The organism is Blautia sp. DFI.1.216 (assembly GCF_020594215.1).
Lineage (GTDB): Bacteria > Bacillota > Clostridia > Lachnospirales > Lachnospiraceae > Blautia_A > Blautia_A wexlerae.
Genome location: NZ_JAJDML010000016.1, coordinates 56,190 through 78,872, shown reverse-complemented (window position 1 = coordinate 78,872; position 22,683 = coordinate 56,190). Strand labels below are relative to the sequence as shown.

Sequence of the window (22,683 nt, the reverse complement as noted above, 5' to 3'; positions counted from 1 at the left end):
ATGGATAATTCCTTACTGGATGTAAGGGATATTAACCATAAATATATTGTAGTAGATGGAGAAAGAACGAAAAATTCAGGAAATAAGAAAAAAATAATTCGGATTCTTCTTCCGGTAGCTGCTATATTAGGAGTTAGTACTGGTGTACTTGCAACAAATATCGGACGACTGTATAAAGAACTTGAACAACAGGGTGTCGCTGAACAGGAGGCAGCTCAAATGGTTGTCACAGAACCTGAGTCAACTGCAGAAAATGTGGAAAATATTACTTCTTATCCAATAACTCCCGAGGTGGTCGATTGGAATCAGTCCATGCTGACTGTTAAAGAAGCGTATTTTGATGGCGGCGGTTTAAGTTTTGTGGGAGAACCTTCCAATGAGGCAAAGAATTATATGATCACTTGCTGTGATCATGCAACGGTGAATGGAAAAGATGCACTGGCTTCTTTAAATAAAATAGAAGGAGAAGATCTTTATTATGGGCATATTACTTTGTATGATGACGCTTTGATTGAGAAAATATTAAATGAAGATTCTGAAGTAGAACTTTCCATGACTATTCAGGCATATCCTGTTTATGACGGTAAAATTTATTATACCTGGAAAGACACTGAAGCTTACGAAAAGATTTTTAAAACTGGTTCTTTTACAGATTCAGAAGGAAGGGTTTCTTATGCACTTCCTGCGGAGGACGTTTACAGAGGATATACGCCTCAGACTCTTACGTTAACCCTTCCATTAAAGGATGAAGTAAGGGACATCATTGAAAAATATAGAAAAGAAGGGAAATTGCAGGCTGCTGACACCGGAGTAGAACCATCTTCGGGTGAGAGTACGCAGAACACAACAGATTTGGAAAGTTCGTCAAATACTACGAGTGTAAATGAAAAATATGATCCGGAGAAAACAATGTTGCAGGTAAAGGAAAACCATGTAACAGCTTCTCTGCCAGGGAAATCAGGAACCCTTACAATAGAAGCTGATATTACCGGAAATACCGATGACGTTTCAAAGGGAGTTCTGAAAAAATGCAGTATATCAGAGAAAGATATCTGCTCCTGGTTTGGTGGGAAAGATGGATGGGAAAAATCTGTAACAGATGAAACGGTCTGGGAAAATAAAGAAAAAGGACTGCAGTTATTTATTTCGGATGGGATGATAGAGTGTGATGGATTAAGTGAAAAAGATCTGGGATTTTTAGGCGAGAATACGGAAGATGAGAAATTAAATATTATAAATCAACTGTTTTCCAAAGCTGATTTATCTGGAACTTCTGTAAGAAAACCAATTAGCGACATGACGGAAGGATATGATTATTACGACACAGAAGTTATGTTGAATGGAATACCGGCAGGTGGACTTTCTCAGTATCGTTATCAGGGAAGCACAGGATTTGGTCTCAAGCCTGAAGACTGCTATTTCAAAATACCAATCCCGCTTCAGGTGAAAGAGAAAGAAACAGTTACTATGCTTCCCATGGAAGAAATTATGAAATCGGTGGAACAATATGTAAAAGAAGGAAAAATCGGATTTTTTACGGAAGAGGACACGACGGAGAAAACAGAACCAATCACGATTCCAGTTACGAAAATCCGCCTGAAATATTATATTGATGAAACTGCAGATGGAATTGTTTACAGACCTGTATGGAGTTTTTGCTGTCCCTACCAATGGAAGGATTCACCAGAAGAACAGGAATTGTTTTATATAGACGGAGAAACCGGGGCTTTGATCCGGGACGCATTCGGATGGTAGACATGAAAAACAAATTTTATGGGGAACATGACCATGGATGATGCTATAGCTTCTAAGGCAAAGCTTTCGTCATAGGCCTTGCATCTGCTTGAAGATAGTTAAGAATAGTTAAGGTACAGTTAAATGAACAGGTAAGAATTAAATGTTATTGTATAAGTACATTCTAAGAGATAACTCTTAGAAAATAATACATGAGGAGAAAAGTAAAGGAGCATTTATGAAAATAAAATGTACGTTCCATATTGCAATAGCATTCATTCTTATTCAGCTTACGGATGAATTTAGTATAGCATTTGCATATGGGATATGTGAGAAGAATCCATATGTGAGAATTCTATATGTGACATTTGCGATTTTGAGCCTGCTGACCATGATATATTTATATACGAAGTATATTATAAGAATTCAAATGCAGGATTTGTTTTTAGGAATGCCGCTTCCGAAAAAAAAGTGGTGTATAACAGCGGTATTAATGCCGGTATTAATATGCCTTTTTTATATATTTTTTACAAAGGGAACATTTGAAAAAGGAAACCTTACATATAAAGAAATCATAGATGTAGTTACAATTTCTATTTTATCATCAGGTATTAAAGCGGCAGTAACAGAAGAAATTGTCTTTCGTGGTATGATTTTAAGATTGCTTCAGAATACTTTTGGAAAGAAATGTGCAGTGTTTGTTTCAAGTTTTTTATTCGCTGTTTATCATTTTGATGGGATTGATACTTCTGATATAAAAAAAGTAATTATGATGATTATTTCTGTTGAAATTGCAGGAATTGCATTGGCACTTGTTACAGAGCAGACAGGTTCTATATGGTCTTCGGTTATGATTCATTGTCTGTATAATATTCTATCAGGAGAAAGCCAGATTTTTCATATTGATGTGGCACAGAACTTTCCTGCAATATGGATGTATACTGTAAACAGTAAAAATATGTTGCTTACAGGAATTAATGGTTCGGTAGGGTTTACAGCTTCAATTCCAACAATGGCAGGATTTACCGGGATCATATTAATGGTGATTTATGATGAAAAAAAGAAAAAAACATATGGGAAAAAGTTGTAGTAAAATTATTCTTCTGATTTTAATTCTGGCAGCATGGATAGTTGTGACAGTAAGAGCGAAAAAAACTGAAGAGGGTATTATATTGACAGACGCTTACAAAAAACAGATAATGGAAAGTGCAGAGTGGAAGAAGATATTTTTACATACAGAAAATTATCCGGATATTCTTTTAGAGGATTTAAAAAGGAATCCGGAAATGCTGGAATTTGTCGAAGGATACAATGATGTACACAAGAAGTCTTCTGAAGGACTTACATTTGAGGAACAGAAGAAAAAAGTTCCTTTATTTATTCAATGGGATAAAAGATGGGGATATGAACCTTATGGAACAAGTGATATAGGAATTTCCGGATGTGGTCCGACGTGCATGGCAATGGTAATATACAGTTTAACCAGAAATACAGAGGCAATACCACCTGTGCTTGCGCAAAAATCCATGAACGAGGGATATTATGTGGATGGTATTGGAACATCCTGGAAATTCATGAGAGAAGCTGCTTTGGATTACGGTGTAATTGCTTCGCAATTTGATATGCTGGGAGAACAGGAAATGGCCGACAGACTTAAAGATGGAAATCTGATAATCTGTGCTATGGGTCCCGGAGATTTTACAAATTCAGGGCATTTTATTGTTATTTATGATTATTCCAGAAAGAAATTTTCTGTAAACGATCCATTCAGCTATACAAACAGTTCAAAAAAATGGGAATATACGACCCTGATTTCTCAATGTCAGCAAATATGGGTATATGCAGCTTAAGCAATTCCATAAAATATTGCAAACAACCCAGTCCATCATAGCGTGAAGTCCTGCGTCAGATATCTTTGCCGTGCGTCAGCACGCCTGCAGGTATCTTCCTTGTCCTTCGCACTCTGCTGAACTGTCTTGATTGCATTATTTTATGGAATCGCTATAGAAGACGAAAGGATGAAAATGGATAATCATATTTTGGTTGTAGAAGATGATGCAGCAATTAGAGAAGGAGTGAGGATACTTCTTGAAGGTGAGGGATATATTGTTCAGGAAGCAGAGGATGGATATCAGTGTTTGAAAAAAGTATCAGATGATATTGACCTTGTTATTCTTGATATTATGATGCCGGGAATATCCGGGATAAAAACTTGTGAAGAAATTCGAAAAATCTCACATGTTCCAGTGTTGTTTCTGACAGCCAAAAGTCAGGAATCTGATAAATTACTCGGACTTATGGCAGGAGGTGATGACTATCTCGTGAAACCATTTTCGTATGCGGAACTTCTTGCCCGGGTTAAAGCGTTACTACGAAGATATCATGTATATAGTCAGACATTACAAGGTGAGAAGACAAAAGAACATTGGATTGAATATGGAAAAGTAAAAGTGAATACTCAATGTAATGAGGTATTCCGCAATGAAAAGGAAATCAGTCTCAGAGAAATGGAATACAGAATCTTATTGCTTATGATGGAAAACCCGAAAAAGGTATTCTCGGTAAAAAATCTTTATGAGAGTTTGTGGGAGGAGCCGTTCTTATATTCATCTGGAAATACTGTTATGGTGCATATCCGAAGATTACGAATGAAAATCGAAGATGATCCACAAAAGCCAAAGATGATTCAAACCGTATGGGGAAAGGGATATCGCCTTGGATAAAATTTGCGGAAATAGTTTGACAGGCAAGATAATTTGCTATCTTATGCAGGGGTTATTAGCAGGTTTATTAGTGTTAAGCGTGACATATTTCGGGGGAAAGGGGTTACTGCAACGCTTTTTCTTTCGTACAGGATATGTTTATGCTGAAGAGACAGAACGTGCAGAAGAACTTCAGGAATATGTCACACAAAATAAGTTGAGTGCATCTGATTATAAAATGTTGAAAAAATGGGGTACAGAACGAAATATTGATGACTTCACGATTTCAAGGGGAAAATGGCTGTTGTTTGATATTTCCTACAACGGTAAAATTATGTATGGCAGCAGAGAAATACCAAATCTGACATGGAGAATGTACCATAGAATTTCATTTAAGGATGGAACGGCAGATGTATATATATATGAAGGAACAGCGGATAAATATTTTAACATATTGATGGTCTTTTCTGTTGTACTTGGAGTCGCGGTGTGTATTGGAATTGTTGTATCTGGAATGTATGAGAATGTAAAATATATACAATGCCTTATGAAAGAGGTAAATATAATCAGCAGAGGAAATTTGCAGGGGAATGTAACTGTTCAGGGAACAGATGAGATTGCACAGTTAGCCAGTGGACTGGAACATATGAGACAAACATTGGTGAAAAAAGAGCAGATAGAGTATGACCTGAAGAGTGCACAGGAGAAGCTGGTGTTAGGAATGTCACATGATCTGCGTACTCCTCTGACTGGTTTGATGGCATATCTTGAGATTCTAAAAAAGCAGCAAAAAGAAGGTGCGGTTACTCAGGAATATATAAATAAAGCCTTTGATCGTGTACTTCAGATCAGAGATTTGTCGGAGCAGATGTTTGAATATTTTTTTGTAAATTCACGACACCATATAGAACTGGAACCTGCAGAAGATATTATGTGTGCTTTTGGAGATTATCTTTCTGAACTGTGTGCTTTACTGGAATATGAAGGATTTAAAGTAAATACAGATCGGTTGGAGTGGAGACAGATATCTGTATGTATAAATACAGATTTTATTGGCAGAATTATGAATAATATTATTTCTAATATTGAAAAATATGGAAAACATGAAAATGAGGTATGTATACAGCTTTGCTATGGGAATGAAGAAGTAGGAATCAGTATTCAAAATAGTATTACCAGGTTTGATTCTGAGCATCAAAAAACAGGGATTGGGTTGCAGAATATTTCTATTATGATGGAGCAGATGGATGGGCGAATGGAAGTTAACGCAGACGATTTAACTTATTGTATAGTTTTGTATTTTCCAGAGAAAAAAGAGTATCATAAAATTTCAAAAGTATAGAGAAATCTGTTGGCATAGATGCCTGTTCAGGCAGACAATCATAAACAAGGTATCCGCAGAGTAGAAAATTATTTACACGCCATAGGCATTGGAAAAAACCTATGGCGCTTTTTATGTCCATTTCTGAAGGAGTACCGGAAATAAAACTGGCACAAGTAAAAATGAAGATGGAGTTTCAGAGTGAAAGTGATGGAGCACCACTCTGAGTGAAATTTACATAACATGACCCACTTGAAAAATCACCTGTTCTTTGTAAAAAATATAAAATTTTGTGCATGTTTTGTATTATATCTTTTATGTAAAAGATGTGTATAGCTTAGAAAACCGAAAACTGCTTTTTACCTCTCTTGGAAAAGGTTATGTTGATGCCATAGCAGCTCATGAAACCTCCGTACAACAGTATATAAAAGATTACGGGGCAAAGATAAGAATCCTGGACGAAGCTATCCTGACTACAGGAATCGGGGTAGCTTTTCCTGAAAACACGGATAGTGAACTTCCGGAAAAACTCACAGAAATCTTTAAAGAAATGAGAAAAGATGGAAGTGAAGAGAAAATTCTAAAAAAATATCTTCCCGAAACCAGTGGATATCTGGAGGTGGATAAAATTGAAAATAACTAAACTGTCCAGACGGCAGACTCAAATCATCGTTATCACGGCGGGACTGCTTCTGTTTCTGATAACTATAGTTTATTCTGTAAAAACCGATATAAAAGCAGTTGCCAGGCAAATGGACGAGACTCTGAAATATGTGAAAGAACAATGTTATATTTATAACAGATATAATGAAGCATCCCAAACAAAAGGTTTAATGCGTGCAATTGAAAATGCCCAGCAGGTTAATCGTAATCTGACGCATACAAAGGATGAAGTTACAAAGGATAAGCTGAAAACATATGCTGCAAGTATCGTTCTTGAGGATGGGTCACAGGTGGATCTGGCTGCATATGGACGCTCTGACGAAAAAGGCATAATTATCACTTTTTATCATACATCGGCTGAGTATGCCAGAAACTATAATCTTACGATCCAGAGCCTTCTTAGTGGCTATGATACATATTCCAGCGGAATGATCGTTGTAACAGATGGAAAAAATGTGGTTGCTTCAAATGACGAAAATCTGATCGGATAGAGCTCTGGAGGTATTAATATTATCCAACAGGAAAAACAGAAACCAGTTAACAAACTGGTCCGTGTTTCAGACAGAAAATGCAGATATATTGGCAGAATGACTAAGGGGCGTGATTACTATATTTATATGTTTATAGATGAGCAAATGGCGTTTGCTTCTGTTTTTAAAAACCTGTTGGTTGTGTTACTGTTGTATATTTTTGTGGCTGCTTCCGTATTTGCCTTCCGCAGGAGATCAAATGCGCAATTGTTGAAGATTCAGATGATGCAGGAAGAAGCCTGTAAGCAGAAACTTTTGCAAGAAGCTCAAAGAGCTGACATGGCAAATAATGCAAAAACAGAATTTCTGCAGCGAATGAGTCATGATATCCGAACTCCTATTAACGGAATCCGTGGCATGATCGAGGTGGCTGATTATTATAAAGATGATTTAAAAAAGCAAGATGAGTGCCGCAGGAAAATATGGGATGCTTCAGGATACCTCTTGGAGCTTATTAATGAAGTGCTTGATATGAGCAAATTAGAGTCAGAGGAAATTGTGCTGGAAAATAAGGATTTTGATATTAACAGGCTACTGCACGAAATAAGAGAAGTGATAGAAAAACAGGTATATGAACGCGGAATCAGCTTATCTGAAAAAGAATACAATCTGAAATACAGATATTTGAATGGGAGTCCGGTCCATTTAAAAAGAATCCTTATGAATATCATAAGTAATGCTGTCAAGTATAATAAAGAAAAAGGAGAGATACTGCTCAGCTATTATGAAACACAGGTAGATAACAGGCATATACTGTTTGAGTTTCAATGCAAGGATACAGGAGTTGGAATGAGTAAAGAATTTCAGAACCATATTTTTGAACCATTTACTCAGGAAACAGGCGGTGCAAGATCTGTTTATGGAGGAACAGGTCTTGGTATGCCAATTACAAAAAAACTAATAGAGAAAATGGGCGGTACGATTAAATTTGAATAACTGTGTGTCGCATTCTCGTTACTTCATAAATATATTGTAGTAGTGATGAGTTAGATGCACTATTTTTTTGAAAAAAGGCAGAACAAATGTTTGCAAAATGTTCTTGCATATGGTATAATAAAAACATGGAGAAAAATATGTTTAATATCAATAATAATGAACTTTCATATGGTAGAGGATATGTGTATTCCCTGCAGTATCATCTGGTATGGTGTACAAAATACCGGAAAAAGGTTTTAAAAGATGGTATTGATACAGAATGCAAAGAAATGCTCTGTGACCTTGCAGAAGAATATAAATTTCAGATCCTGGCAATGGAGGTTATGCCGGATCATATCCATCTGCTTGTAGACTGCAGACCACAGTTTTATATCTCTGATATGATCAAGATCATGAAGGGGAACATTGCCCGGCAGATGTTTCTTGCGCATCCAGAACTGAAGAAGGAGCTTTGGGGAGGGCATCTGTGGAATCCATCTTATTGTGCCGTAACAGTGAGTGACAGGAGCAGAGAACAGGTATGTTCTTATATCGAAGGGCAAAAAGAAAGACAGTAACCTGAAAGAACCCGTATTTATATTTGTAAGAAGGAAAAAAGATGAGGATAGTATCCAGTTATGGCGTAGAATTGCGAAAACAGAATATACCGATCTGCCAGACACTGGATATTTATCGTTCTGCGGTCAGTTGTCTGATTGGGATCTATGCTCAGACATGGGATGAACTGGCAGTAATCACGGAACCTAAAAAACGTTTCAACACGGCAGAACATCTGGTGCATACCACCAAAAAGAACCAGGCAAGGTTTGATTTTGACCTGCGATTTCCAAAGATGCCTTCTTATCTGCGAAGGGCAGCTATCCAGCATGCACTGGGAAGTGTATCCTCATATAAGACAAGGCTGGGACTGTGGAAAAAAACGGATCAGAAAGGCGGCAGGCCGAAGCTGGTGTGTGATAATCATGCCATACCGGTATTCTACCGTGATGTGATGTACCGTGAGGATACAGAAGAAAAAGATAGAGTGTGCCTGAAACTTTATGACGGCCATGACTGGAAATGGTTCCGGGTCAGCCTCAGCCATACAGATATGGAATATCTCAGAAAGAACTGGGCAGGAAAAAAAGCTGCAGCTCCCGTGCTGGAAAAAAGGCATCGTAAATACTTCCTGCGTTTTTCTTATACGGAAGAAGTGCCGCTTACAAAGACACCTGCAAAAGAACGGATTATCTGCAGTGTGGACTTAGGACTCAATACGGATGCAGTCTGTACCATTATGCGGTCAGATGGAACTGTCCTGGGAAGAAGGTTTATTGATTTTCCCAGTGAAAAAGACCGGATGTACAGTGTACTGGGACGGATAAGCAGATTCCAGCGCGAGCATGGCTCTGCACAGGTGAAAAGCAGGTGGGCTTATGCGAAGCGCCTTAACACAGAACTCGGAAGAAAGATTGCAGGAGCAGTCACAGGATATGCAGAAGAAAACCATGCGGATGTGATCGTGTTTGAGTATCTGGAAACAAAAGGAAAGATATCCGGAAGAAAGAAACAGAAGCTGCACCTATGGCGAAAAAGGGATATCCAGAAAAGATGTGAACACCAGGCACATAGGAGAGGGATACGGATATCCAGGATCTGTGCATGGAATACCAGCAGGCTTGCCTATGATGGGTCAGGAACAGTTGTCCGTGATCCGGGCAATCACAGCCTCTGTACATTCCAGAATGGAAAAAGATATAACTGTGATCTTTCTGCGTCCTATAATATTGGAGCAAGATATTTTATACGGGAACTTTTAAAACCCCTTCCGGTAACGGAAAGGTCCTTGCTGGAGGCAAAAGTCCCTTCAGTAAAGCGTAGGATCTCATGTGTATATGCGGACTTAAGAGAACTATTTTTAGAAATGGAACTCTTAAGAGCAGCATAAACACAGGCAGATATACAGCGGACTACCTGTGGTGTGGGAACCTGCCATATCTGGCATGGAAAAAAGCGCATGACTGCGCATATCCTAAGTTACAGGCGTATCCGCCGATATTTAGCCTTGTCGCTTAAAGCGACTGAGGGGCATATGACTTTAGTCATGTGAGATCCACCATGGAAATTGCGGAATTCCTTCTGACAAATGCAGGAGCAGTAATTATAAGGGCTTCAAACGGCAAGAAGGCTGTTGAAGCATTTGCAAAATCAGGTGTTGGTGAGGTCAATGTAATTCTGATGGATATTATGATGCCAGTTATGGATGGCATGGAAGCTACCAGAGAAATACGTACAATGAACAGAAGTGATGCATCTGCTGTTGTGATTATAGCTATGACCGCCAATGCTTTTACAGAAGATAAGACTAAAGCACTGAAGCCTGGAATGGACGATTATCTTACCAAACCACTGGAGTCAGAAAAACTGATTCGTGCCTTAAGTAGATATAAACACAATTAACAGTAACGTTCTTATTAGCTCGATTCAGCCATAGAAACATGGCGTAGTACGAAATATTATGCGTAAATTTATAAAATGGAACAGTAATTCAGACAAAGAGGGGGCATATCAATTGGACAATGATATGCCCCTCTTCCGATGTTTGTTAACTGATGCATTTTGTTTATATATTCCCTTATTTTGTACATGGATTCTTTTATATGCAAGGTTTATAGTGAATGAAAACTATATGAGTTTCCTTTTTTGCTGTTACAAATCAGTTACAACTGCAATATAGAATTTAATGTATAATTAACCTGTGAAAAGATATTTATAAAAACATGTGAGGTGACAAACTATGAAGGCAAGAATTCTTGTGATAGAAGACGAAATGTCAATCAATGACCTGCTGTGTATGAATCTGGAGATTGCAGGGTATGAAACAGTAGGATATCTGGATGGAAATGAGGCATATGAAGCAATTATTCAAGATCATGCGTTTCAGTGTGCACTTGTAGATATCATGCTTCCCGGAAGAGACGGCTATAGCCTGTTACCGAAACTGAAGCAGTATGAAATCCCCGTAATATTTCTTACCGCAAAGGGAGATATCGCGAGCAAGATAAAGGGATTAAAAGACGGTGCGGAAGATTATATTGTAAAACCATTTGAAATGCTGGAAGTGATGGTCCGTCTTGAAAAAGTACTGGAACGTAATGGCACTGTACAAGAACAGATTCAAATTGGCGATGTCATCATTGATACTGCTAGTCGTACTGTTACAAAATTGGGCATGGAAATCTATTTAAAGCCAATGGAATATAACTGCCTCATGGTGTTCGCCAAAAACCCGAATAAAGCACTGACCAGAAATCAGATTCTGCAGGAACTGTGGAATGAAGAGTTCTGCGGAGAAACAAGAACTGTGGATGCACATGTGGGTCGTATCAGGAAAAAACTTGGCTGGCAGGATAAGATTAAAACAATTCCCAGAATCGGTTACAGACTTGAGGTGGATTTATGAAACTCTTAATAAAGATCTTTTTTCAGACTACATGTATCATTCTGTTGGTATCGTCAGGGATCTTTCTCTATACCACTTATTGTTGGAAAAATCAGAGTATACAGAATATCAACAGTTATGAAAGCAGTATATTCAGAATAAATATCTTACAGTTTGAAAATAAAACAAGCCTTTCTGAAAATCAGAAACAGAATGCCGACAACGAAATGCGCCCCCAAATAGTTACTTATGCTTTTCGGCAGGTTTTTCATGACAGCGCGGTTTTGTATCTTGATGGAAAAATGACCTATAATGGAACTGTTTATGAATTCGATGTAAAAAAGTTAAGAGAATTATGTGCAAGTAAGGCAAACATGGTGGATCATGGCAGCAACAGTGACGGTCATGGCCCTATGATCAGTCAGATAAATGGAAGGACACTTTTGTTATTTTACTATGGCAATGTAAATATGGGATATCAGATTGTTACTTATAAAGATATAACAGATGTAATAGAAAAAAGTCATCTGCTGTTTTTTCAGACGGGTGGATTTACTTTATCTTTGATCGTGGTGATGGGAATTATCCTTTATTTGAGCCTTCGAAAAATCACAGCACCGCTTACAAGTCTAAGAGAAGCTACGCTTCTTGTTTCTGAAGGTATTTATGATTTTAAAGTACCGTCAGAGGGAAATACAGAACTTGCGCAGGTAGGTGCAACCTTTAATTTTATGACAGGTAAAATAAAAGAACAAATTGAAAGTCTTTCTAACATAAACCGGACACAAAAACAGCTTATTGGAAGTCTGGCTCATGAGCTGAAGACCCCAATGACTGCAATCATAGGTTATGCAGATACATTGCTTACTGTGCGCCTAACCCCGGAAAGGCAGGAGAAGGCTCTTATTTATATTGAAAATGAATGTCGCAGGCTGTCAAGACTTTCTATGAAAATGCTGGAATTAACCGGACTCTATGAAGCTTCGGAAGACTCATTCAATCCAGTGGAAATACAGGTGGATAATTTCCTGAAAGAAGTAAAAGAACTTATTGATTGCAGGCTTCAAGAAAAAAACATCTCTCTTGATGTATTTTGTGAACCAAAAGAATTGGTAAAGAAGTTTGATCAGGACTTAATGATAAGTGTAGTGACAAATCTAATTGATAATGCAGTCAAAGCTTCCAGGAAAGAATCTAAAATTGTGCTTGAGGCAACCCCAGACCATCTGATGGTTCAGGATTTTGGAAAGGGAATACCGAAAGAGGATCTGGAAATGGTGACGGAACCATTTTATATGGTAGACAAATCTCGTTCCAGGGCAAAAGGAAGTGTAGGGCTCGGTCTTTCTTTATGTCATAAAATTATAGAACTGCACGATTTCCAACTGAAGATTGAAAGCAATCAGGGAAAAGGAACTACCGTCTCTGTTTTCTGGTGATTACACTAACGTTTACATATCAGTTACAAATCGCGAAAGATTTGGTGTAATGCTCGATGGTATACTTATAACAACCTTAGAAAGGAGATATTACCAGAAATGAGAAAAAACATAAAAAAGTTTGCAGGAATAGTGCTTTGTATTGGAATGTTTACAGGATGCGCGCAGACCCCGGATTCTTCTTTGGTAAAGCCGAAGGGGAGCAAAGCTGTAGATGCTTATACGGAAGCGGATGATGTTAGCGGTTCTAAAGGAGAAGCATCTGAAAGCAAGAACGATGACGGTTCAGAGTCAAAGACAACCATCAGGAATCTCATCGATGCTCCTCAAAATTATAAAAGCCATGTGGAAGATGACAGTGCCAAACTCGTGGTAAATACAGATGCAAGTGTAGAAATTCCGGAAGTGGAAAAGATATCTGCTATTTCTGTCACCGCGGCAGAAGTTACCCAGGAGCTTCTAGACCGTATTACAAACGCATTCTTCTCAGAGGCAAAACTTTATACCATGGATAGTTATTATGTGAAGACAAAGGATGAAATTAAAAAAACTCTGGATGAACTAAAAGAAGACGTTGCAAACGGAAACCTGGATCCGTATAACTATGGAACAGATGATGATGGGAATTATGTCTATGATATCTATGAAGATATTGAGACATGGGAACAGGAATACGAAACTGCTCCGGAAAAGAAAACCCTGACAGAGGCAAAACCTGTTGCCGGAAATTTTTTCGATTGTATTGCACAAATGCCAGACGATTCACAATTCTATTATAAAATATCTTCCGATGGCTCCGATACCTTGTCAGTCAAGATCAAGAAAGCAGCAAACAAGGGCGGGGAAAAAATACCGGAGGATGCAATGTGGTGTGATTACGGATATTCTGAAGAGGAAGAAAAACCCACAGAAGAATCTATCGGGCTGTCCCTGGATGAAGCAAAAAAACTTGTAAAGGAAAAAGTTGAAAAAATGGGCATCACAGATTTACAGTTTTCTAACTGGAATTACGCGGTGTGCAAAAGTTTTGAAGGCGATAATAGTTCAGGTAATTTTGGAAATGGATATAGAATTGATTATGCACGTACCATAAATGGTGTGCCGGTAACTCAGACAGTTGCAGACGGTGGGGCATTGGAAGATATGGACAGCACAATGGAAACATGGTCTTATGAAAGTCTCTGTTTCTATGTCGATAAAGATGGCATAGAAAGCATGACTTATTCAAATCCCTACACAATTGGTAAAATAAAGACAGAGAATTTAAATCTTCTTTCATTCAGCGAGGTTATGAAAATTTATGAAAAAATGATGGTGGTAACAAACGCTGATAATATGCAATATGAAAATTCCAGGGTCTATAATATTGATCGGATCGTTCTTGGTTATGCCAGAATATATGAGCCGTCTACTGACGCACACACAGGTGTTTTGATCCCCGTCTGGGATTTTTTCGGCAGCATGACTTCAGAAAGTGAATATAACGGAGAAACAGAATCAAATACCAGTAAAGATCCGAATGAAAGTTTCCTTACCATTAATGCCGTGGATGGCAGTATCATAGACCGGGATCTGGGTTACTGACATGAGACAGGTATTTGGAATTGTAAGGTACAATTTCTTCGGATTTTTACGCAATCCCAAAGTTATTTTTATATTTCTGTTAGAATTTGTACTTAGTTTCCTGCTTACAGGCAGAATCATGGTTGTAATGGAGACCTACGATACACCGGTACAGGCCATTGAACCATTTATCTGGACATTTGGGGATGGGATAGCAGTACTGTCCAGTTCGCTGCTCTTGCTTCTTATGTTTTCTGACCTGCCGAAGATGACACCTATTACTCCATACCAGCTGACCCGGACAACCAAGAGGAAATGGCTTTTAGGTCAATTCATTTATGTTATTCTTGTAACTGTTTTATATACGGTTTTGATGCTGCTGTTTACGGCCGTGCTGTGTATGAAAAAGAGTTATCCAGGTAACCTGTGGAGCGAAACTGCGGCCATGCTTGGTTATTCAGAATTAGGAAAAAACCTGCAGGTCCCTTCTACAGTAAGGGTCATGGAAAGTATCTCACCCTATGGCTGTATGCTGCAGGTTTTCTTCCTTCTGTTTTGTTATTCGCTGACCTTAAGCTTTGTAATCCTTGTAGGGAATCTCTATAAAGGGAAGACTAAGGGGATGATTTTTGGCCTTCTTTACAGTGTCTTTGTTTTTTTATTGGACCCGAAAGTACTGGCTGCAATTTTACATAAAGAAAAATACGAAATGTATCAGGTAAATGTATTAATCTGCTGGATCAGTCCTCTGAACCAGGCAGTATACGGAAAACATAACTTGGGTTATGACCCATTGCTCCCGAAAATCTCGCATTCCTATATGTTTTTTCTGGGTATTTTAGTTCTTCTTGCAGTTTTTGCAATTAACCGGATGAAAAAATATACCTTTGAATTTCTTGGAGAAAAGACATGATCGGAAGGGGGAAAACCTATGTTGGGTGAAACAAAACGTATGTTTTTTAATAAAAATTTTCTGGCAGCATGGCTGATAGCCTGCATTTCCATAGCCATTGGACAGACTTATCCCAGCTTAAAAAAAGCACTGACATGTGGTACTTTTATCAGTATACTGGAAGGTTCCTTAAAAAGTCAGGCAGTATCTTTTGCCATTCCGGTAGCAGCCGTATTGCCATGGAGTGATTCCATTCTACAAGAATATAAAAGTGGATTTTTAAAGGAGATACTTCCCAGAACGACTCGCAGACAGTATATCGAAGGTAAAGTCTTTTCCATTATGGTATCTGGTTTTATGGTCTGGACGTTATCTATACTAACGGTACTTTTTATCAATTTTATTGTGTTCTATCCGCTGGAGATAAAGGGTGCTATTCAGAAAGATGCACTTCTGGACTTACTCATGAAGGCATTTCGGACAGGACTTATCGGAAGTATCATAAGTACTTTCGGTGGAAGCTGCGGGATTTTATGGGATTCTGCTTACATGACATATGGAATCCCTTTTGTAAGCTTTTATTTCGGAATTATCCTTCATGACCGCTATTTTAAGAATCAGATATGGTTTTATCCAGTAGAATGGATACTGGCTGATGAAAATTGGGGACCGGACAAAATAGGAGTTTGGCTATTTCTACTGTTGTTTTTATTAGTAATGCTGGGAATTCTGGGAGGTGTTTTATATGGAAGATTGGAAGAAATCTGAAGGGACATTTAATCTGGCCTGTGATCTGGAAAGAGCAAGTGGAATGATGCAGAACACCTGCGTAAAAATAGAACACGTGACCAAACGTTTCGGTGAAGACATGGTGTTACAGGAAGTAAATCTTTCCCTGAAAACAGGGAACGTCTATGGGATTGTTGGAAATAACGGTTCCGGAAAGACCGTCCTTATGAAATGCATCTGTGGGTTTCTCCCTGTAACTACGGGCACTATTTTTGTATTTGGAAAAAAAATAGGCCATGATGTGGATTTTCCTGAAAGTCTTGGAGTTATCATCGAGACTCCCGGTTTTCTTACACAATATACGGGCTTTAAAAATCTGGAGATCCTGGCAGACATGAATGGCCGGATTTCGAAGGCCGATATCCGCATAGTCTTAAAAAGGGTAGGATTGAATCCGGACATGAAGAAACCAGTCGGAAAATATTCCCTTGGAATGCGTCAACGCCTTGGTATTGCACAGGCCATTATGGAAGATCCTCTGTTTTTGATTCTGGATGAGCCGTTTAATGGACTGGATAAACATGGCGTGGAAGAAATAAGAGAACTGCTGCTGGATTTAAAAGCAGCAGGAAAAACCATTTTGCTGGCAAGCCATAATGAAGAGGACATCAGAATCTTATGTGACCACGTATATGAAATGGATGGAGGAATCTTAAGAGAAAGGACTGCCTGATAATGAGAAATTTATTTGTAAAAACGGCATTAGTATTGTGTACGACAATAATATTTCTTCCAGCTACCGTTTTTGCCACAGAGCCTCAAAACACGGAGATTACATCTGCTGAAGAAGGATTTACGGACTCAGATCCGTCCGTATCTTATGAGAATGACAACTCGTTAACCCTTGATGAAAAAGAGGATGATTCTACGAGTACCGAACCTCCGGCAGAGGATGAAAAGACTCCTGATAAAGCTGATACCGATAAAGAAAATCCGGATCCGGATATTTTTACATCAGGAGATGACTTTGGTGATGGTTCTAAATCGAATCCTTTTCATGTTGTAATAGACAGTGATAATCCGGAGGACGGTGACGCCCCGCAGATAACAGATCCGGTTATAGACAACGGAGGGTATTCGGGCGGTGGGGGAGGAGGTAATTCAACATCAGACTCATCAAGTGAAAAAATATTACATAAACCGCAGGTATTATTAGAAGACAGCAATCTTTCGGGTGGACGATTGGAGGCTGGTTCTACAACAGAAATGTCGCTGACATTTCGAAATAAAAGCTGCAGTCAAAATGTATTTGGTTTAAAAATTTCTCTTTCTACAGAGAACAAAGGAATCGAATTTGAGAAAAACTCTTTTTATGTACAAGTCCTGGCTCCTGGTGAAGCAATTACTTTGGAACAGATGATTACTATAACAGAAAACTGTGATCCTGGCCAGGCTGTCATTACTTTTTCTCTGGATTATGAAGATTCGAAAGCAACGGCAACTACCGGTACAGAATTACTGTCTTTTCAGATCATCCAACCGGTTCGTGTTAAGCTGGAAGCTTCAGATATTCCATCTGTTTTATACACTATGGATACAGTAGAGATCCCGGTAAAAGCAATGAATCTCGGAAGAGACAAAATATACAATGCAAGTGTCAGCTTAAAGGCTGATGAATTAAGCTCAAACGATACTGCATTCTTAGGGACCATAGAGGCCGGAGATTTATCCCAAGGAAGTCTTCGCATATATGTAAAAGGAAAAACAGGAAAATGTGCAGGTCAATTAATTCTTACGTATGAGGATGCAGATGGCAAATCATATGAGGAAGAAATAAAATTTGATTCTGAAATCAAAGAAACCCAGATAAAATCTTTAAAGGTTGAAGATGACCAGGAGAAAACCAATAACTGGTGGTATTCCATAGCTGCAGTTGTTGCAGTACTGCTTATTTCCATAATCCTGATTCTGGTCAGAAAGCTTCATAAGAAAAATATCCTTCTTGAAGAAGCGAGAAAGGCGGCTTCTCATTGAAAAGAAAAAAAATAGACAGCTTTACCTTATTTGTCATACTTCTGCTGGCATTGATACTTACATTATTAGGAATGCTGCTGGCAGGCATGAAAGAAGAAAAACGGCAATTTACTGTGCTGCTCCCACTTGGAGATCTGGCTTATGATGAAGATTTTTTGCAGAAAGCGAAGAAGATAAAAGGTATAAAAGAAATCTGGCCAGTCATAGAAGTCCCAGTTGTCATCAAAATTGAAGATTATACGGAAACAACGACTTTTTCAGGAATTGATATGAATGCGTTTGGAAAAAATCCAACTCAGAATGAACTGGGGAAGATGCCGTTGTTATTGCTGGGAAATGGTTCCCTACGGGATATGAAAGACTATAATAATCATGCCATTTCAAAAAAACAACAGGAAAAATTTTTAGAGATGGGTGAAAACCTGAATATTTTTTATTCCCTGGATGAAAAAGAGAAGGATACTTCCAAAGCCACGGATGATCTTACCACTTTATCCGGCAATTCCGCAAGAGGACCGCAAACCTCATATATGCCCTGTAAAGCCACTGTAGTAACAGAAGGCAACGAAATCTACATACCCATTTCCCAGGCACAGGATCTCTGCAGAGAAATAGGAGAGCCTTCTGAAATCAGTAAAGTATATCTAAAAATAAATGGAAAAAATAACCTGGAGAACGCAAAGAAAATACTTTCAGGAATTTAGCATAATATATAGCAAGAATTCTCCTTCCTATGCAATGAACAGAGATTTCGCTTTTAAGCTATAAATGAGCAAGTTCGTGATTTTGCATAAAAAAGACACCTTAAATCGTTTGTGTTGTACAATGAAAGTAAACAAACATTGCAACATTTACGAAAGAAGGTGTCCATCGCAAATACTATACGTCATTCTACATTCACACCAGTTTAAGAAATGAAATTTATGCAGATCTTTTTTGAACAGAGTGATCGGTCATCTCATGAGTATCCTGATCAGTATCTTTATCTCAGGTTACCATGGAAAGACTACCGACTTTGCATAAAACAGTTCCTGCCATAGAACTACCATCGCACATTTCCTCAATTCCGGGAAATGGGATGATACCCTACTGGAAAATGCTTTGAAATCCTCTATAGTTGAAATTATTTATTCAGAAGCACAGCGCACCGGAAAGCCTGTTTTTTGTATTGTGGATGATACCATAGCTTCAAAGACAAAGCCTTCGTCACAGGCTCTGCATCCAATTGAAGATGCGTATTTCCTTTGTGACTGCGGGTATGTTTCTGAAAAAATGATCAACACATTTGTACAGAAGGGGTTCCATACCATTGGAGCTTTAAAAACAAACCGCCTGCTGTACCCGTCAGGAATGAAAAAGAAGCTCAGCGAACTTGCTGCTGGATTATCGGTAACAGAGAAGGTATTTGACCTTGTGACAGTCAAAAAACGAAAGTATTATGTGTACCGGTATGAAGGAAACCTGAATGGCATTGAAAATGCGGTTGTTCTTTTAAGTTATCCTGAAAAGGCATTTGGAAATCCCAAAGCACCTGAAGGACTTGCAAAATTCAGGAGGAAATAAATAATGAACTCATGCACAGGTAAAGTAGTAGACTGGATCCTGAATGTTAGTAAAGGAGAAATTGACTATGGTAAAAAAAGTTTTGCTGTGTTTTATGTTAGGAGTCGCAACCATAAGTTCCGGATGCGGTAAACAGGTATCTTCTGAAAAAAGCAATGTTGTGGATATGCTGGAAAGTGATGATTCTAAGGTCAAAGACACCTTCCCTGATACATATAATGCAGAATCAGAATCTGGTAAAGTTAAATTTAACTGTACATTGGAATTACCGGAAAATATGAATACCAGAACAATCCAAAAAACTACCGTAGAAGGTGTACATAGCTATGACAAAGATAAAGCGTATTCCCTGCTCGCTGAAGGAAAAGAGATATCTAATAAAGAACAATATGATGGAGATAATGGCGAAATTATCAGTTATACATTTTCTGATGGAGCAAGTCTCTATTTAGACTACAACATTACATGGACGAGTGCTACATCTTCTCTTTATGCATATCTTGGAGTTCAGCAGTCGGACTATATAGATTTGTTTTCAAGTGATTCCGTTTCTCTTGATAAAGACAAATACATTTCAGAAATAAAAAAAGATATGAATGAACTCGGATATGACACAGAAAATCTCTCTTTCCAGGCGATTCCGTTAAGTGTAGATGCAATGAAAAAACTAAGGGATCAGGAATTAAATAATGGTTTATTAGAAAAAGGAAAAACGAACGAACCAACGTCAGAAGATGAAGCTTATTTTATCTATGCCTATCAGGAAAATACCGGAATTCCAGTATTCCATGAATTGATGAGCGTAGCAAAGCAAATGTCAGATGATTCTCCAGATAATGCACCTGTACAGGCCATTTATTCTGCTCGTGGACTGGAGAGTTTAACGATAGATTATATCTACAACTTTAAAAATGAACAGAATACGGTAACTCTGAAACCTTTTGATGAGATTGCATCAGTAGTAGAGGAAAAATATGACAACATATTAAACGATGTAAATTATGAGGTTACACGAGCAAAATTATATGAACGTGTTTACACTGGTGAAGATCAGAAGTATGCAGAAGAACCGATATGGTATTTTGAAGTGATGGAAAATGGCAGCAACAAAACAGTAATGCTGGTCAATGCAGAAACAGGCAAAGAAATTAATTTGCCATCATAAAGGAGAGTTGGTATGGATGGTTCAACAATTCCCTACTATGTAGTGGAAGAAAGAAAAAAACTGAACAGGTGTATAGAAGAAGCACCGAATGATTATGAAAAGGAAATATACCGGGCAATCCGCAATATGCCGGTTCCATATGAAAAATTGAATGAAATCTTAGAGAACAGCAGAGATATTATCACATCCAAACAAAACAGAAAAGCGAAAAACAGAAAATTCTTTGCCACTGGGATACCAATTATTTTTATGATTCTGGTGGTCGCTGTATATACTCTTCTGAATAAACAAGGGGATGATTGAATGGAAAAGGAAAGATACCTAAAAACAGATTTCAGGCGATTGCTAAAAAATATTCTCTGTATCTGGCGATAGCCGGTGTAGCAGTCTCTTTCATTTTTTCTCTGGAAAATTATGCTTTTGAAAAAGGCATGGTAAATTTTAATGTTATGGACACTTATATATATGCGGTTGAAATGTCCGGGAAGATGATTGCATATGCGTTTTGTGCTTCTGCTTTTGCTGCTGTATTCTGTGAAGATCTTGAAAATAAATATCTACGGTACAGTATTGGACGGGGAAATTTAAAAAAATATGTGCTTTCAAAAGTAATCGTGATCTATGTATCCTCCATAATAACAATGATTTTAGGAACACTTTTATTTATCATGTATTTACGGCTACAGCTTCCCTGGACATCTGATCTGGCAACGTCAAGTATATCGGGCATGTATCATGCAATCCGGGTTGGACGGCAGAAATGGGGATTGGGGCAGATAGGGGGGATTTTTTTTCGCTCACTGATAATGGTGCTGATAACGATTGCCTGTACAATCCTTGTGTTACTGCCAAAAGTAGAATGGAGCAATGAATGGGGAAAGCTGCTGAGAACTGCGGCAACTACAAATGCTCTTTCAGAATACCAGAGCAGTGTGCTCATTTATTATGATATCTTTTCAGAATATACGCCCATTGAACTTATCTTGCTTGAAATCCTGCTCTGTACTCTGATCTGCACATTTGTTGGTGTTTTGATGTTTTTGTTTAGCTTATACATTAACAAGATTATTGCGATTGCCTTGTTTCCGGTGTTAAATATGCATCCGTTAATCTGTTACAAACTGGCCCGTTTTGTCCCCACCGTATGGGCAGAGTTAGCAAGAATCGCAACAGTAGATCATACCTATTACTGGTTACCGTCCCTGTCATATATGGTAGTCTTCCTGTTAGTCGGGATAACTATAATGACTGGTCTTATCATGCATAAGATCAGATATATGCAGTTCAACTGGGAAAACGAGGATATATAGGAGGAATAACTGCTGTGAATGAAAAAAAGTATATCATAGAGGTATCACATGTCAATAAGAATTTTAAGAACAATAAAGTCTTAAAGGATGTCACGCTCAGATGTGAAAGTGGTCGGATATATGGGCTGGTCGGACATAATGGATCCGGGAAGACAGTTTTATTTAAGACGATCTGTGGCTTTCTGTCCTGTGATGAAGGAACGGTTTCTGTAAATGGAAAAGTAATGGGAAAAGATAAGGACATGCTTACAGAAGCAGGTATCATTATCGAAGATCCTGGGTTCTTACGAAACTGGAGTGCTTACCATAACCTTGAATTTCTGTACACGATACGAAATAGACCAGATAAATCATATCTGCATTCAGTGTTAAACACAGTTGGACTTGATTCGAAATTGAAACGCCCGGTTGGAAAATTCTCGCTTGGTATGCGGCAGAGGCTGGCACTTGCCCAGGCTATTATGGAAGATCCACCAATCCTGATCTTGGATGAGCCAATGAATGGCCTTGATAAAAATGGTGTAGCAGAAATCCGGGAGTTTTTGCTGAAGATGAAGAATGAAAATAGGCTGATTATACTGGCAAGTCATAATCGGGAGGATATAGAGATTCTATGTGATGAAGTATATGAGATGGAATACTTCGGAAAATAGTCAAAGAGTAAGAAAAAATATTTCGTAT

Annotated in this window: 24 protein-coding genes; all 24 read left to right on the top strand. The window is 38.3% G+C overall.

Annotation, left to right across the window (positions count from 1 at the left end; translation table 11 throughout):
• On the top strand, positions 1-1,755 hold a 1,755-nt coding region (locus tag LJE11_RS08400), incomplete at its 5' end, for a hypothetical protein (protein WP_020994005.1).
• 217 nt (positions 1,756-1,972) lie between these two features.
• A complete protein-coding gene (locus tag LJE11_RS08395; protein ID WP_020994004.1) occupies positions 1,973-2,824 on the top strand; it encodes a CPBP family intramembrane glutamic endopeptidase in 852 nt (283 codons plus the stop codon).
• Positions 2,808-3,584 (top strand): C39 family peptidase, encoded by a 777-nt coding sequence (locus LJE11_RS08390; RefSeq protein WP_020994003.1) that lies wholly within the window; start codon positions 2,808-2,810, stop codon positions 3,582-3,584. Before LJE11_RS08395 ends, LJE11_RS08390 begins: the two co-directional genes overlap by 17 nt.
• A gap of 168 nt (positions 3,585-3,752) precedes the next feature.
• On the top strand, positions 3,753-4,457 hold the full coding sequence (locus LJE11_RS08385; RefSeq protein WP_008703658.1) for a response regulator transcription factor: 705 nt from the start codon (positions 3,753-3,755) through the stop codon (positions 4,455-4,457).
• A 70-nt stretch (positions 4,458-4,527) separates the two neighbouring features.
• A complete protein-coding gene (locus tag LJE11_RS08380; protein WP_020994001.1) occupies positions 4,528-5,778 on the top strand; it encodes a HAMP domain-containing sensor histidine kinase in 1,251 nt (416 codons plus the stop codon).
• A gap of 307 nt (positions 5,779-6,085) precedes the next feature.
• A complete protein-coding gene (locus LJE11_RS08375; RefSeq protein ID WP_227295811.1) occupies positions 6,086-6,400 on the top strand; it encodes a transporter substrate-binding domain-containing protein in 315 nt (104 codons plus the stop codon).
• Positions 6,387-6,911: a hypothetical protein gene (locus LJE11_RS08370; protein WP_020994000.1), complete on the top strand. Its 525-nt coding sequence runs from the start codon at positions 6,387-6,389 to the stop codon at positions 6,909-6,911. The genes LJE11_RS08375 and LJE11_RS08370 overlap by 14 nt, the downstream gene beginning before the upstream one ends.
• Positions 6,912-7,157: 246 nt before the next feature.
• On the top strand, positions 7,158-7,886 hold the full coding sequence (locus LJE11_RS08365; RefSeq protein ID WP_165858238.1) for a sensor histidine kinase: 729 nt from the start codon (positions 7,158-7,160) through the stop codon (positions 7,884-7,886).
• Between the two features lie 125 nt (positions 7,887-8,011).
• Positions 8,012-8,443 carry an IS200/IS605 family transposase gene (gene tnpA / locus LJE11_RS08360; protein WP_008703654.1) on the top strand — a complete coding sequence of 144 codons (432 nt, stop codon included), beginning with the start codon at positions 8,012-8,014 and terminating at the stop codon, positions 8,441-8,443.
• A gap of 41 nt (positions 8,444-8,484) precedes the next feature.
• On the top strand, positions 8,485-9,813 hold the full coding sequence (locus LJE11_RS08355) for a transposase (RefSeq protein ID WP_227295809.1): 1,329 nt from the start codon (positions 8,485-8,487) through the stop codon (positions 9,811-9,813).
• Positions 9,814-9,983: 170 nt separating this feature from the next.
• Entirely contained in the window at positions 9,984-10,325 is a 342-nt protein-coding gene (locus tag LJE11_RS08350; protein ID WP_020993998.1) for a response regulator, read from the top strand.
• Between the two features lie 337 nt (positions 10,326-10,662).
• Positions 10,663-11,328 carry a response regulator transcription factor gene (locus LJE11_RS08345; protein ID WP_008703647.1) on the top strand — a complete coding sequence of 222 codons (666 nt, stop codon included), beginning with the start codon at positions 10,663-10,665 and terminating at the stop codon, positions 11,326-11,328.
• A complete protein-coding gene (locus LJE11_RS08340) occupies positions 11,325-12,746 on the top strand; it encodes a sensor histidine kinase (RefSeq protein ID WP_008703645.1) in 1,422 nt (473 codons plus the stop codon). Before LJE11_RS08345 ends, LJE11_RS08340 begins: the two co-directional genes overlap by 4 nt.
• Positions 12,747-12,845: 99 nt before the next feature.
• The gene (locus LJE11_RS08335; protein ID WP_008703644.1) at positions 12,846-14,330 is read left to right on the top strand and encodes a DUF6034 family protein; all 1,485 of its coding nucleotides are present in this window, start codon (positions 12,846-12,848) and stop codon (positions 14,328-14,330) included.
• A 1-nt stretch (position 14,331) separates the two neighbouring features.
• On the top strand, positions 14,332-15,222 hold the full coding sequence (locus tag LJE11_RS08330) for a hypothetical protein (RefSeq protein ID WP_008703642.1): 891 nt from the start codon (positions 14,332-14,334) through the stop codon (positions 15,220-15,222).
• An 18-nt stretch (positions 15,223-15,240) separates the two neighbouring features.
• Positions 15,241-15,969 (top strand): ABC transporter permease, encoded by a 729-nt coding sequence (locus LJE11_RS08325; RefSeq protein ID WP_020993997.1) that lies wholly within the window; start codon positions 15,241-15,243, stop codon positions 15,967-15,969.
• Between the two features lie 43 nt (positions 15,970-16,012).
• Positions 16,013-16,663, top strand: coding sequence for an ATP-binding cassette domain-containing protein (locus LJE11_RS08320; RefSeq protein ID WP_432705459.1), 651 nt, complete (start codon positions 16,013-16,015; stop codon positions 16,661-16,663).
• Positions 16,664-16,665: 2 nt separating this feature from the next.
• A complete protein-coding gene (locus LJE11_RS08315) occupies positions 16,666-17,964 on the top strand; it encodes a hypothetical protein (protein WP_008703638.1) in 1,299 nt (432 codons plus the stop codon).
• Positions 17,961-18,668: a hypothetical protein gene (locus LJE11_RS08310; RefSeq protein ID WP_020993995.1), complete on the top strand. Its 708-nt coding sequence runs from the start codon at positions 17,961-17,963 to the stop codon at positions 18,666-18,668. Before LJE11_RS08315 ends, LJE11_RS08310 begins: the two co-directional genes overlap by 4 nt.
• A gap of 397 nt (positions 18,669-19,065) precedes the next feature.
• Positions 19,066-19,527 (top strand): hypothetical protein, encoded by a 462-nt coding sequence (locus LJE11_RS08305; RefSeq protein ID WP_020993994.1) that lies wholly within the window; start codon positions 19,066-19,068, stop codon positions 19,525-19,527.
• Between the two features lie 166 nt (positions 19,528-19,693).
• Entirely contained in the window at positions 19,694-20,692 is a 999-nt protein-coding gene (locus tag LJE11_RS08300; protein ID WP_144137085.1) for a hypothetical protein, read from the top strand.
• 12 nt (positions 20,693-20,704) lie between these two features.
• Positions 20,705-20,995 (top strand): hypothetical protein, encoded by a 291-nt coding sequence (locus LJE11_RS08295; protein WP_008703633.1) that lies wholly within the window; start codon positions 20,705-20,707, stop codon positions 20,993-20,995.
• Positions 20,992-22,002, top strand: coding sequence for a hypothetical protein (locus LJE11_RS08290; protein ID WP_008703631.1), 1,011 nt, complete (start codon positions 20,992-20,994; stop codon positions 22,000-22,002). Before LJE11_RS08295 ends, LJE11_RS08290 begins: the two co-directional genes overlap by 4 nt.
• A 14-nt stretch (positions 22,003-22,016) precedes the next feature.
• On the top strand, positions 22,017-22,655 hold the full coding sequence (locus tag LJE11_RS08285) for an ABC transporter ATP-binding protein (protein ID WP_020993992.1): 639 nt from the start codon (positions 22,017-22,019) through the stop codon (positions 22,653-22,655).
• The last annotated feature ends 28 nt before the right edge of the window (positions 22,656-22,683 follow it).

Coding starts and splice junctions, on each gene's coding strand:
- LJE11_RS08395 (WP_020994004.1), top strand. CDS start 1,973: ATGAAAATAAAATGTACGTTCCATATTGCAATAGCATTCATTCTTATT.
- LJE11_RS08390 (WP_020994003.1), top strand. CDS start 2,808: ATGGGAAAAAGTTGTAGTAAAATTATTCTTCTGATTTTAATTCTGGCA.
- LJE11_RS08385 (WP_008703658.1), top strand. CDS start 3,753: ATGAAAATGGATAATCATATTTTGGTTGTAGAAGATGATGCAGCAATT.
- tnpA (WP_008703654.1), top strand. CDS start 8,012: ATGGAGAAAAATATGTTTAATATCAATAATAATGAACTTTCATATGGT.
- LJE11_RS08355 (WP_227295809.1), top strand. CDS start 8,485: ATGAGGATAGTATCCAGTTATGGCGTAGAATTGCGAAAACAGAATATA.
- LJE11_RS08350 (WP_020993998.1), top strand. CDS start 9,984: ATGGAAATTGCGGAATTCCTTCTGACAAATGCAGGAGCAGTAATTATA.
- LJE11_RS08345 (WP_008703647.1), top strand. CDS start 10,663: ATGAAGGCAAGAATTCTTGTGATAGAAGACGAAATGTCAATCAATGAC.
- LJE11_RS08340 (WP_008703645.1), top strand. CDS start 11,325: ATGAAACTCTTAATAAAGATCTTTTTTCAGACTACATGTATCATTCTG.
- LJE11_RS08335 (WP_008703644.1), top strand. CDS start 12,846: ATGAGAAAAAACATAAAAAAGTTTGCAGGAATAGTGCTTTGTATTGGA.
- LJE11_RS08330 (WP_008703642.1), top strand. CDS start 14,332: ATGAGACAGGTATTTGGAATTGTAAGGTACAATTTCTTCGGATTTTTA.
- LJE11_RS08325 (WP_020993997.1), top strand. CDS start 15,241: ATGTTGGGTGAAACAAAACGTATGTTTTTTAATAAAAATTTTCTGGCA.
- LJE11_RS08320 (WP_432705459.1), top strand. CDS start 16,013: ATGATGCAGAACACCTGCGTAAAAATAGAACACGTGACCAAACGTTTC.
- LJE11_RS08315 (WP_008703638.1), top strand. CDS start 16,666: ATGAGAAATTTATTTGTAAAAACGGCATTAGTATTGTGTACGACAATA.
- LJE11_RS08300 (WP_144137085.1), top strand. CDS start 19,694: ATGCTGGAAAGTGATGATTCTAAGGTCAAAGACACCTTCCCTGATACA.
- LJE11_RS08295 (WP_008703633.1), top strand. CDS start 20,705: ATGGATGGTTCAACAATTCCCTACTATGTAGTGGAAGAAAGAAAAAAA.